This is a genomic window from Metamycoplasma buccale, from assembly GCF_046774455.1.
Lineage (GTDB): Bacteria > Bacillota_I > Bacilli_A > Mycoplasmatales > Metamycoplasmataceae > Metamycoplasma > Metamycoplasma buccale.
On sequence record NZ_CP177249.1, the window covers coordinates 416,335 to 429,377 of the forward strand.

13 protein-coding genes are annotated in these 13,043 nt (G+C 24.7%); all 13 read right to left on the bottom strand.

The annotated features are described in order from the left end of the window. Nucleotides 1-79: 79 nt before the first annotated feature. The 13 genes from ACLFP3_RS01755 to ACLFP3_RS01815 all read right to left on the bottom strand — a co-directional run bounded on the left by ACLFP3_RS01755 (nt 80) and on the right by ACLFP3_RS01815 (nt 12,962). Nucleotides 80-1,507 (bottom strand): hypothetical protein, encoded by a 1,428-nt coding sequence (locus ACLFP3_RS01755; RefSeq protein ID WP_412031263.1) that lies wholly within the window; start codon nt 1,505-1,507, stop codon nt 80-82. Then, nucleotides 1,494-2,927 (bottom strand): hypothetical protein, encoded by a 1,434-nt coding sequence (locus ACLFP3_RS01760; RefSeq protein WP_412031264.1) that lies wholly within the window; start codon nt 2,925-2,927, stop codon nt 1,494-1,496. Before ACLFP3_RS01760 ends, ACLFP3_RS01755 begins: the two co-directional genes overlap by 14 nt. Nucleotides 2,928-2,930: 3 nt before the next feature. After that, nucleotides 2,931-3,836, bottom strand: a complete 906-nt coding sequence (locus ACLFP3_RS01765) for a hypothetical protein (RefSeq protein WP_412031265.1) — start codon at nt 3,834-3,836, stop codon at nt 2,931-2,933. A 24-nt stretch (nt 3,837-3,860) separates the two neighbouring features. Then, entirely contained in the window at nt 3,861-4,397 is a 537-nt protein-coding gene (locus ACLFP3_RS01770) for a hypothetical protein (RefSeq protein WP_412031266.1), read from the bottom strand. 50 nt (nt 4,398-4,447) lie between these two features. After that, entirely contained in the window at nt 4,448-6,349 is a 1,902-nt protein-coding gene (locus ACLFP3_RS01775) for a hypothetical protein (RefSeq protein ID WP_412031267.1), read from the bottom strand. Continuing rightward, the gene (locus tag ACLFP3_RS01780) at nt 6,330-7,490 is read right to left on the bottom strand and encodes a htpn (protein ID WP_412031268.1); all 1,161 of its coding nucleotides are present in this window, start codon (nt 7,488-7,490) and stop codon (nt 6,330-6,332) included. Before ACLFP3_RS01780 ends, ACLFP3_RS01775 begins: the two co-directional genes overlap by 20 nt. After that, nucleotides 7,480-9,150, bottom strand: coding sequence for a hypothetical protein (locus ACLFP3_RS01785; protein ID WP_412031269.1), 1,671 nt, complete (start codon nt 9,148-9,150; stop codon nt 7,480-7,482). Before ACLFP3_RS01785 ends, ACLFP3_RS01780 begins: the two co-directional genes overlap by 11 nt. Nucleotides 9,151-9,422: 272 nt before the next feature. Beyond that, nucleotides 9,423-9,623, bottom strand: coding sequence for a hypothetical protein (locus ACLFP3_RS01790; RefSeq protein WP_412031270.1), 201 nt, complete (start codon nt 9,621-9,623; stop codon nt 9,423-9,425). Nucleotides 9,624-9,635: 12 nt separating this feature from the next. Beyond that, nucleotides 9,636-11,021 carry a replicative DNA helicase gene (gene dnaB / locus ACLFP3_RS01795; protein WP_412031271.1) on the bottom strand — a complete coding sequence of 462 codons (1,386 nt, stop codon included), beginning with the start codon at nt 11,019-11,021 and terminating at the stop codon, nt 9,636-9,638. Next, nucleotides 11,021-11,533, bottom strand: a complete 513-nt coding sequence (locus tag ACLFP3_RS01800; RefSeq protein WP_412031272.1) for a sugar-phosphate nucleotidyltransferase — start codon at nt 11,531-11,533, stop codon at nt 11,021-11,023. Before ACLFP3_RS01800 ends, dnaB begins: the two co-directional genes overlap by 1 nt. Further along, nucleotides 11,533-11,832, bottom strand: coding sequence for a hypothetical protein (locus ACLFP3_RS01805; RefSeq protein WP_412031273.1), 300 nt, complete (start codon nt 11,830-11,832; stop codon nt 11,533-11,535). The genes ACLFP3_RS01800 and ACLFP3_RS01805 overlap by 1 nt, the downstream gene beginning before the upstream one ends. Nucleotides 11,833-11,917: 85 nt before the next feature. Beyond that, on the bottom strand, nt 11,918-12,088 hold the full coding sequence (locus ACLFP3_RS01810) for a hypothetical protein (protein ID WP_412031274.1): 171 nt from the start codon (nt 12,086-12,088) through the stop codon (nt 11,918-11,920). Beyond that, entirely contained in the window at nt 12,069-12,962 is an 894-nt protein-coding gene (locus ACLFP3_RS01815; protein ID WP_412031275.1) for a DnaB-like helicase C-terminal domain-containing protein, read from the bottom strand. Before ACLFP3_RS01815 ends, ACLFP3_RS01810 begins: the two co-directional genes overlap by 20 nt. Nucleotides 12,963-13,043: the final 81 nt, after the last annotated feature.

Genomic DNA, 13,043 nt, shown 5'->3' on the forward strand with positions numbered 1-13,043 from the left:
GCGTTTTACGGCATTTGTTTATATTTTTAATATAAAGTGTTGTTCAATCATATTCAAGCGTTTTAATAGTTCATTTTTATTAATAAAGATTTGTTATAGTAATTTTTATTTTTGCTAGTAATTCATAACCTGCTTCAGTTTCATTAAATTTAAATAAATGTGGGTTTGTTTTAGAATCACCTTTTTTCATATATATAGAAATTGTTTCATCATTTTTATTTAGATAATATTTAGTTTCTTTATAGTTAAAGCTTTCTTGGGCTTTTATATAAAATACTTCACTATGATAAATATATATTGATAAACTGAATTTTTCACCATATGTATTATTAAGAAAATTAATATCACCAATATAATACTTGCTTGTATTTGCCTCTTTTAAAATAATATATTTGCATTTTTCATTAATTTCTAAAATATTGTTAGGGTAATTTTTGGGGTTTTCCAAAAGTTCAGCATTAACTTTAACAATGCCAAAAAAGTCAGATTTTTTAATTATTCAGTTTTTTTTTAAATTTTCAACGTCTTTTATAACTTCAGACACTTTTTTAAAGTGTTCAACATTAAAAGTAGCAATGTCAAAGTCTGTAGGACCATTTTTTGTTTTGATTTCTAAACCATAGTTAGTTAATTTGCTTTCTGAACCAAAACGACTAGATTCATCTTTTCCGATAGTTATAATACTTTTATAAAGTAAATTTAAACCTTCAGTATGCAAATTTTTAATTTGCTCACTTGCTATATTTCATTTTTCATAATTTTCAATGTTATAAATTGCTAATTTGCTATTTCCCCCTGAATCTTGGAAATTTTCCCAAATAGAAACTGAATGGGGTTGTATTAACACCGCTTCTCCAGTTTTTCTATTAGTTAAATAAAATGTAGCTTTATCTAATGATGTTTTAAGATTTATTCTTTGTTGAGTTTCTGCATTATCAAGACCTATATCTTTTGTAGATATTTTTTCTTTAAAACCATCTAACTTATTAATTATCTTTTCATCAGTTTCAGCAAAAATTTTTAATACTTCTAAAATATCTGAAGAATTACTTTTAATGTCTAAATTAGATCAAGTGGGGTTACTTAAGAATGAAATTGATTCAGGACAAAGCAAGTCACTAAATTTATTAAATTCTCTACCATCATTAGCTATTGAAAATGCTGAAGTTATTATTCTTTGTTTGCCACTAAATTCAGGAAATTTTTGTGTAGCTAATCTATATCTAATTTCATAGTAAATTGCATTCCTAAAATTATCTAATCTTTTTTCACCGATTATTTTAGTGATCTCTTCAATAGTCATTTTACTATCTAATAATTCACTCATTTTTTGATTAATAAACAAATCACAAGTTTGATAAATAGTTGAAATAAGCTTATTAAAAAAATCATCAGCTGTAATGTTTTTATTAATATTTTTAATAAAATTAGGAATAGTTATTTCTTCTTCATATCAATATGTATTAATAAATTCATCTTTTGATAAACTAAGTTTATTTATTGCCATATATTCTCCTTTTTAAAAGCTTTCTTCTGCTAAATTGTTTATGAACTAATTTATTTTTAAAATGTTTGTAAAAGAATCTCCTATTACCCACTCTTAAGCCACGTTGAATAACATAAAAACTATTTCCGCTACTAAAACTTCTTCCAATAGCAATTGCACCCTTTAAATATTTAAAGTTTCAACCTTTACCAGTATTTTCTCTTATTCCACTTCAAACTTCAGAAAGTAATTTATCTTTAGATTGATTTCACAGTCAATTATCTTTTTTGAAGTTTTTAACTATCGATTGAATAGTTCTAGCGGAATATGCTAATGTTCCAATAAAGTTTGAAAAAATAGGAATTTTAGAAACTTTAAAAAATGCACTCTGAAGTCTTATTATTTTCCCTATTTCTCAGCCTCAAGCAAAATTGTCTAAATAATATTTACCTGGACTATTTGCCAAAATTAAATTAGTAATGTTATTAATGTTTTTTTGCCATAATAAAACAGGTTCTTTATTATTAGTTTTATTGGGTTGAAATCGAACTAATGCATTAACTACTTTTAAGTCTCAAGGGTTATTGCTTTGATATATTTTTACACTATCTAATCAACTTGAATTTAATGAAATATCTTTTAGACTTTCATCTAATGTTTTTTTACCTATTCTAAAAATTTCTTTAACTTTTGGAGTTACTCAAGCATTTCATTTTTTAGTTAGAAGTTGTTTTGGTTTTTTAAGAATAATATCAATTAATTTTTTGCCAGCATATCTAGGACTAGAAAATAAAGAAACGATATTTCTTGTGCGACTAAAACTCTTTCTAAAGAATTTAAAACCTTGTTCAAAATTCCGATAACTTGCTAATGATTTAGCATAAGTAGTTTGAAAATCACTAGCTGTTTTTAAGGTGTCTAATAATTTAGCATTATGTGTTTCAAAAAATCGATAATTTGGAACTAACAATTTATTTTCCAATGTAGTTTTAGAACCAAATTTATTTAAATCTTTAGCACTAGTTAATAATGATTTCTTAAATTCAGAATTTCGAAGTCTAATATTATCTGCTAAGCTTAATATTTTATTGTTTGATCTAAAATTTTTTATGTATTTAAAACCTTTAGTTATAAAAGGAATTGAATTAAATAAGCTAGTTATTCCATATTCTTTTCAGTCTATTTTTCCATTAAAAATGAAATTAAATAATAAATCTGTTCCTTGACTTAAGAAAAAATCTAGGAACAGACCCGTACCTGGTATAGCAGTATTAATAAGAGAAGTTGTTATTGCAATTAATACATTGATTAGTAACTGCAAAAATACTCTTAAGAATCTAAACCACTTACAGTTTGCTAAAGTAGATAAAGTTGATTCTTTAGTCTTATTAGCAATTTCTACATAGTTTTTATCTTTTATTTTATTATCATAAACCAGCATTGGTTAAGCTTTTTGTACAGTTCTAAAACAATCTTTATATGCAATGCCAAATAGGGACATTGCTTCATAATATAGTCCTATATCATTTGTTGGTGCTAATCTATCAATATTAGCAGCATTTACACTAATCATTGATAATGCAGAAAATGTTGCTCCTGCCATAGCTTGCATATTGTCTAAATAGGGGTTGCCAATGATTTTATAACCACCAACTATTCCAATTGAATATTGACCCCCTACAAATGAAATTTCAGCACGATTACCAACAAGTCCTGCTAATGAAATTCTGTCAAATACTTCTGGTTTAACATGAATAATGATTTTGTCTTTTGGAATTTTATCTATTCCATCATCATCATTTTTATGTTGCATTAAAGCAGTTCCTAAACCAATTACTATTTCATAAACTTCTTTATCAGTAATTGTTTTATCTAATAAATCTTTAGTAATTTTTTTACTGTCAGCAGTTTTTAAATGAGTTTCTAATTTCTTTCAACTTTCTGCCTCAAAAGCATTATTGTAATCAACTGATGCTTTTTCAAGTTTTATTGCAGCTGCTTGTGGGACTTTCATTTTTTTATCGGCTTCAGTAAAACCTACAGCTTGAAAATATGGAGCATTTCAATTAAAAGTTTCTGTAGCATATCTACCTTTTTCATAATTTCCATTCATTCCAGGTCCGGTTTTTTCATTTCAACCTTGTCCAATATTTTTTAGAATAACTACATTTGAAGTACTTGTTTCAGAAACTGCTAAGTCTGTTCCCAAAGTACCAATTAATGAATCTTTCACTAAAAAACTATTAATTTCTTTTAGTTCATCATTTGACAATTGATATGCTGTTGCTCCTGTTTTTCCTTTACCGGCAAATAAAGCATTTAAATATGATTTAAATTCTAGTTGTGCCATTATTATTTATTTTCCTTTCTATTTTTAATTACTTCGCTTTACTCCTACATCAAATATTTGAACACCTTCAACTTTATTAAAATTTGTTGCTGCATCATTTTTTATTTCTACAGGTTCTTTTAATATGGGAGTTAGATTTTTTGATTTAGCAAAATTTAAAGCTGATGCTCTTAAATCATTTATGTCTAATTCATCAACATTAACTTCTGAAAAATCTATTTCTGGTAAATTTAACTTCTTTCAACTCGCTTCAAAACTATTTAAAATTTGCGCATTAACTTTATTTAATTTTGATTCAAAATCTTTTTTAGAAGTTTCAAAATCGACTAAAGATTGATTTTTAATTTCTAATTCTTTTTTTAATAAATCAACTTCAGACATTTTGTTTTGGACTTTTGTTTTAACATAATTTTCTAATTCTATTTTTTCTTGGAAAAGACCATAAACCCCAAGTGCTTTAGCAATATCTTTTGATGAACTTTCATCAGTTAAATTTAGTTTATCTTTTAATTCGCTTTCATCAAGTTCTAAAGCTTCTGCTAATTTTTTTAGTAATTCCATATTACTTTCCTTTCTCTATCTTTATTAAGGGCAGTAGTTCCCTATTATTTTTAGGCAAATGAAATAAATATGCCTGTTGAATTTTGATTAGTATTTAAATAAGCTATTTCATTATTTAATTTAATTGTTTCAGGCAAAAATAAACCTTGGAAAACAAGTTGTTCATTTTGGCTTAAATCAAAATTAAAATCTTTTAATTCTCCGATTTCATTAGCTAGATAATTAAAGTCTGTATAAGACAAATTAAAATTATTATTAACTAGAGTGTTTAAAAATGCAGGTATATCTTGATTTTCAGGAGGTAAAATTGTTGTTTCAGCTTTAAAAGTTATTTTAAAAACTTTGCATTTATAAGTTCATTCTGTAAGATATCTACCTTTGCTTTTTCAACTTTTATTTAGCACAATAGGGGTAAAGTTTTTAGTGCCATAAAATGCTGTTGGGTTATTTCATTTAGCATAATTAAAATGAATTAATCTAAATAGTTCTAAATCATTTTTTGGGTTATTTTTATTATGAAAATCTCATAAATAACTAAATTCTATTTCACCTTCATAAATATTCATTTCATCAATGATTTTTCAATCATTACCATATTTATTAACAAATATCTCTTTTATTTTTGCACCGTCTAATTCTGTTCCAGTTATTAATTCAGAAGTTAATTCAATAATCTTGGTTTCTTTATATGGTTTTAAAATTGGTGGTTTATTTGATTTATCAAGATATAAATTTAAATCAAAGTTTTCTATTGGTTTATTTAGTAAAAAATAAGTTTTGTATTTTAAATAATCGGTATTAATTTTTTGTCAATTTAAATCAATATTAACTTCTTTCAATTCTTTTGCAACAGTGGGGTAGTTTATTGTTTCATCTTGATATTTTTTAACAAATGATGAGGTTATATAAATTTTTTCATTATCGATTAAAAAATCATAAAAATTTGATTTTAAATACATTAAACCACCACTAAAATTAATATAGAATGGCAGAATAAATTTATGAGCATTAGTATAACCTTGTTCAATAGCAAAGTTACTTTTTAATCAACCACTACACATTTTAATAAACTCTTCAATGCTTTTCTTTGGTAGTGTTGAATTTTGCATAAATTTAGTTATTTTATAATCAGTATAATCAACTACATTTGTACCACTAAAAACATTCTCTTTAAAAGTTTTAATTTGTTCTTGTGTCATACCAGCAAAATTAGATAGTATCTTTTCTTGGTTTTCTTTAATAACTTTAATCTCAGTAAATAATTCTTTTATTTTTTCATTAGTTTGATCTCATGGTAAGTTGTAATCATTTAACACTTTCAAGGAATAAAAATCAAAATTAGTTAGGGAAGCAAAATGAGAAAAAAATAATCTAGTATCAAAATCATTTACATCAATTGGGTTAGTTAAAGTAGGTAAAACATACTTAGGGTTTAATGGTAAAATGTTTCAAAAATTAGAATTAGTAGGTTTTTTTAAAACTTTTTGTAATAAGCAAGTTTTATTTAAAGAAACCATTAAATCTTTTTGATCAGTAAAATAAAATCTAACATTTTTAGTTAATTCAAAATCTAATGCTTCTTGAATTGTAGCTATATTAATTACATCATTTGGTTCTGAAGGTGAAAAAGTACTTTCAATAGCACTACTTATGTAATATTTATTTGTTACAATATCTTTAAAAATGACAAACTTATTAGTAAAATCATTACTGCTCTCAAATAATAAAGAAATATTTGAATCAGAATCAATTTTGTAATTCTCATTAAAGTATTGTTGAATATATTTACTATCACTAAAAAAACCATCAATTATTTCTAACTCATTATCAATAAAATTTATTATGTTAAGACTGTTAGGAGACATTGATATTTGTTGAATATCACAAACTTTAACATAGAATTTTTTTAAAACTATCGAATCAATTTCTTCATTAATTTTCATTAATTCCATTTGTATTTTCTCCTTTATCTTGATTATTTAAAAAGGCATTTTGATTAACAATAGATCCATTCATATTAACTGCATATTTTTTAGCATCTGTTAATAATCATTCGGTTGAGCCATAAACTAAAACTTTATCAATTTCACTACTTACAAATTTCTTTAAAAATTCTAATAATTGAAGCTCTCTTAAATTACTTTTAGACTCAATATAGTCTTCAAAGTCACTATTTAATTCTTGTACTTCAGCAGTATGCATATTTTTAGTGCCATAATCTGCTGAGTCTTGTTTCATAAAAGCAAACTTTTTAATTCAACTAACATTTTTTTCTATTTTTTGCAAAATAATTTGTGCTTGTGAAGACCCTTGCAATAAACGAAGTGGTTCAGTATCATATAAAGCTATTTGAGGGTTAAGAGTTATAAATCTCTCGTTTAGATTATTTAGTCCATTTTTAATAGCTTGTTGTATTTGACTATTATCAGTAGCAAATATTCAAGGAGCAGATAAATAAGCATCTTTTAAAAGCACTGCCATATCTTTATTTAATAATTGAAAATATTCACCATTAACTAAATCTAGGTCTGATATTTTTAAAGTATTGTTATAAAAAATTTGATAAGGAATTATTGGTTCATCTTTTGGTTTGTAATTAAATACTTCAACTAAATATTTTTTAGCATCATAATCAGATACATTGCTAGGTTTAGTAATTTCATATTCAAAAGATAATTCACCATTTTCCAAATATTTTCAAGTCTCAATAACACTTAAATTCATTTTTGATGAAATAAATTCTATTCTTGCTTTTAAATATCTAATGTCACCATCAAATTCGACAAAGTCATCAACAAAAGCAGGTAAAAAATTAGATTTTAAAGCAGCTAGACCATTCATATATAAAATGGTTTCTAGTTTTTGTAATGATAGTAAATGACTAACTTTAACGTATTCTTTAGTAACTTCTTTTTCATTATTATTGAATAATTTAGGAAAGTTTGACCAAAGTGTAATTAAGGTTGTTTGAGCACCATATTTAGCAAATTGTAAATATGAGTTAGGTGTAATATCATTTACATTTTCAATAACATTATTCTTTGCTTGCTCTTGTTTTTTCTCAATTATTCTAATCGCTTCTTTACTTTCCATTTTTTCTCCTTTGCGCATTAATTATTAATGGGTATTGATATTTAAATACAATAGAACATGACATTTCAAAAGCATTAATCAAATCATAAATTTCATGATTAATTTCCTCTACTCTTTGTTCTGACTTTTCACCAATGATAATTGCTTGTTTTGCCAAATATTTAATTAAAATATCAGTATTAGGCAATAAATAAATAAGTTCATTTTCAAAAATATTCTTTTGTCACATTTGTCTATCTAATATGCCAAATTTTTGACTAGGCTTCCTTACAGCTGGTAATGCATAACTATCTATATTTTTTTGATCAAATAATATATTTAATGCTTCTAAAGTAGCATTGTTGTCACTAAATAAAATTGAAGTCTTTCCATACATAAAATTATTTTTAACCCAATCATTAGGCAAATGTTCATAAATTAAATCGTTTCAAAATTTAACTGTTTCTGCTACTTTTTCATTAATTGCTTTATTAATAAATCTAGTGTTTTTAGGAATAAAATTTTTAATATCATTAATTACATTAACAACATATAGTTTGCCATCTTTATTTAAAGCTACAGTAACTAAAGAAGCATTGTCATGAATACCTGGGTCAAAACCATGATATACCCCTATTATTTCTCCTTTATTTAACAATTTAAAAAATGCATTTTTAGTAATAAAGTTAATTCGTTTTTTTCTAATTTGACCAGTTTCATCAAAAAGAATTTGCTTCATAAAATAACTAATCTTACCATTTTCAAATTTAGAAGCGAAGCCAGCAACAGTAACTAATCAAAGTCTATAGTTTTGATTTTTTAATTGATTTAAAGTTTTTAATTGTAAATCACTAATGAATTTTTTAGGAATGAACATTTTAGAAAACATAGTTACAATTGCACCCAAACCATCACTAAATTCACTATTTTCAACCTGAACAAAATTATTTTCAATTAATTTATCTAAAACATCATTATTTACTTCACCATCATTTGTTAAAATAGGAATTATTTTTTGATGATAATCTTTTATTAAAAAATGATCAGTAGTAAATATGTTATAAAGAAAAGTGACATTAATATTAAATTTATCTGGAGCAATCTCACGTAAGACAGTATTAGCAATTAGTAAAGGTAATTTTTCTTGTTGAATTTCATACATTGTAATTAAATCTGATGGCAATTTATTTGAATCAGCTACGTCCTCCAAGGGTTCGTCTATTACAAGTTCTCCGAATCTAAATTTTGGGTTCTTTAACGTGAAGCCTTGGAATGCTTGGATCTTTGCTCAGTTTTGAAAATAAATTGCTCGATCAAGTCCGCCATCATCGAATTTCCAGTATGCAGCTTCATTAGTTATATTAAATCAATTCCGATAATCTAAATTATGTTCTTCAGCTAAATATGCTAAAACTTTTTGAAGCATAGGTTTTAAAGTATTTGTGATGTGATTATATTGATTACGGCATCATACACTACAAAAAATATTTTCATTTACCATTCGATAAACAGTCTCTATCATTCTACCAAATGATTTTGATACACCCTTGGCGCCAGAATATATTTTATAAAAACAATTTGACTTATAAGCATCATAACTTGGGTTTTCTTTTTGATCAGTATAATGCAAAAGTTCTTTTAGTTTTTCTTCCGTAAAAATGGGAGGTTTAGATAGATTCATTTTCTAATTCCTTAGAATAAAATTCAATTACACAATCAATATTGTCTATAAGGTTACGGCGCACAACTTGACACATTCAGTATTTTTTAAAACTTTCATTTACAAATAATCTTGATAAAGTAACAACTACAATATAATCATCTAAATTATCATGTGTAGTAATATACTGTTCCTCAAATGGAATTTATGATTTTAAAGTATCTGAATGTCATTTTTTAACTGCTTTTAAATGACTAACTAAAAGGGATAATACTTCTTTTCTGCTTAGCATTTTATTTTTTCTCCTCAAGTAAATCGACTGTAATTGATTTATTTTTTGACATTTTAAAATTGAAGTCAATGATAAATGAAACTGAAGTAGGGTTACTAAAAAAATGTTGAATGTATTTTATAAGTTCATTTTCTGCATTTTTAAAACTACTATCTGTGTTATCTTTCGATACATAACTAAATTCAATTTTTATTTTTCTCATTTTTGTTCTCCTTTAATTATTTTTGTCATTTAATATTTCTCCCTTACTTGTTTTTTCATAAAAAAACCTATTAATTTGGGGTTTAAATAGCAATCTAACAAGTCCTACAGCACCATGTCTATTTTTAGCTACTATTACATTAGTTAAGGAATTATTTTCACTTTCTTCTGTATATTCTTTTTTCTTGTTGTAATAATCTTTTCTATGTAAGAAAATAACAATATCTGCATCTTGTTCAATAGAACCTGATTCACGTAAGTCACTTAAAATCGGAGTCTTGTCTTCTCTTTTTTCTACATTTCTGCTTAATTGACTAAGAGCAATTATGGGGCATTTTAACTCTCTAGCTAGTTGTTTTAAGGCACGAGAAATTTTGCTAATTTCTATTTGTCTATTTTCATTATTTGCTCTATTAGAATCTGCTATTAGTTGTAAATAATCAATAACTATCAAATCAACTTTTTTTGTTTGAGCAAATCTTTTTGAAAGAGTGAGCAAATCAGATAATGTTAATGAAGGTTTATCTGCTAAATAAAGTGGTCACTCAGACATGGCTTGTCGAGTTCAATGGATTTCTTTTCATTCATCAGTGCTAATTAAATTTTTTCTTAATTTGTAAAGTTCTACCATACTTTCAATTGCTATTATTCTTTGCACTAATTGAGAACTTGACATTTCAAGTGAAAAGAAAAGTACGTTTTTATCATTTTGAGCAACATTAGAAGCAATATTTAAAGCAAAAGCAGTTTTCCCCATTGCCGGTCTAGAAGCTATAATAATTAAGTCACCTTGATTAGCACCCGAAAGTAAATTATCTAATGGTTCAAAACCTAAATTTAAACCAATAGAAGTATCAGTTGTTTTATCTTTTAAAATATCATTAATTACTTCATTAACTTTATTTCCTAATGATTCATAACTAGAATTAATTTCTGAAACATTAATATTAATTAAATCAAATTGAATTTTATTTATTAATTCATTAACATCATAGGCTTTGTTTTCAATATTAGCAAGATTAGTTTTAAAAAGCATCATTAATTGATCAGTTTTATATTGATCTATTAAATTTTTTGTATAAGTTTGTAGCTCTGAATAATAACCAGCATTTTTTATTAATCATTGTAGATATTCAGCACCATTTAAATTAAATCTACCAATTTTATTAATTAATTTTTGTTTAACTAAGTAATCAAGTAAATTAGCAATATCAAAATTTTTAGATTTTAAATTTACTTCGGAAATTGTATTATAAAGAATTTGGTTTTCTATAAAATGAAACATTTTGGGTTTTATTATTTCTGAAATATCAAAAAAAGATTTTGGTTCGCGTAATAAAAGACCTAATAAAGTGGCTTCATTATTGGCAATTGCAAGATTTAAATCTTTATTGTCCATTATTCAATAATTAACTTTCTGTCTAATAAATCATTACAGATCCATAATGAATGAAAACTACAACTTCCTTTTTCATTTTCACTTTCTTTAAAAAACTGCATTCTTTTATTTAAAAAAATTAGTTGCAAATTTTTGACATTTTTAAGTTCTTTAACAAAACCACCGCTATTAAAGCATTGAATTCCATAAATCATGGCAAAAGGCTTATTTAATTGAATTAATCTTTTTAAAGTTTGTGATTTTCCTTTGAAGGGAGGATTAGAAATTATTAAATCATATTTTTGTTTTGGCTCATATTTGTAAAAATCTTGATCCAAACTAATATGACTATAAATTATGTTGTAACCTTGTTCCTTCAAAACTTTCACAAAATTACTATTTTTGTTATCAAATGGACATCATATAGTTTTGGTTTTATCAATTTTGGCAAGTTCTAGAAATTTTAAAATATCAGTTTTTTTAGTATATCATTCAACATCATTTTTGTTAAAATTGAAATTATATTTATTCATTAAATTGCCTTATAAAAAATGACAAAATTTACTTCGTCTGAAAAATTATCTTTATAAAAGTTTACAGAATCAAATTTAATATTAATATACTTATTATTTTTAACTGATAGTAATTTTAAATTTGTAAATAATAAATCAGAATTTATTTTTTTGATATATTCTAATCATAAATTTGTTTTAATTTTAATAACTACTGAATAATAGATTTTTTTATCTATATCAAGTTTGTTTATTCTGTTTAGAAAAAAATTATTTAAAAGATTATTTATTTTTTCTCTAATAATTAGACTAGGTATCATATTAAAAAGAGTAATTATTTGTAGTAGTTATAATAACACATACAGTAATAGAGTAACCTAAAGGTACTCTTACTGTGTGTTATAACTACAAATTACTTTTATCTCCTACTTTATCTAAAATTTCTTTTCAATTATATTCTTGACAATAACTTTTATAATCATCTAAACAAGCTTTAGAACATAAATATTCATTATTTCAAACAAATTTATCTAGATCAACATTTTTACCACAAACTTTACAAATTTTCGTTTTCATTTTCTACCTCTTTCATTATTGCTTTTGGAGTTTGAAAATCTATATCATTTTTTGATAAATAACCATTCCTATTTTTTGCTAAAGATAAAACTAATTCTTTTGTTTTGGCACTTTCAACTATGTTTTTTGAGTACAAAAACAAAATCACGTCAGCATCTTGTTCTATAGAACTAGTACCCTTTAAATCGCTAAAACTTGGAGTTCCAGAACCCTTTTTTTCATAATCTCTGCTTAGTTGCGTTAGAACAAAAACATTTAAATCATTTTGTTTAGCTAGTTGCTTCAAATCTTTACTAATACTTGATAATTTTTCATGATCAAGACCTAAATTTAAATTTGGTGTTAATAATTGAAAGTAATCTATAAAGACTGCTTTAACTATCTTATTTTTTTGTTTTAAATCTTTAATTAATGAATTAATAAAATTTGGTGTTATTTGCTCATTATCTAAATTTTCAAATACGAGTAGATTTAGTTTTAATAAAAAACTATTAGAATGCTTCATTATGCTATTAATAACAGCATATTCTGGAGTATCTGATGCAGAATAATCTCATTCATTTAAATTTAAATGACTATGAATAGATAATAATCTTTTGTAGATATTTGTACTATCCATTTCTAATGACAAAAATAAAATAACTTCATTTTCTTTTAAGTTTTGTAATGCATTAAAAATAGCATTTATACAAAAAGTAGTTTTTCCTATTGAAGGACGAGCACCCAAAAAATAAAGTTGTCTATTTTTTAGACCACCACAATATTCATCAATTAAGTTATAACCAGTTTTTAATACACATTGGTTTTCAGCTGCTTGTTTTGATAATTTAAAATTATCTTGCATTTGTTTGATATCTGATAATTTATCAATCATATTTTTTCTTTTCCTTTCGACTAAAGCACTAAATGAAAATAGGGTTAATTTTTTTCACCCCGTATTATGGAGTGAAGTTAA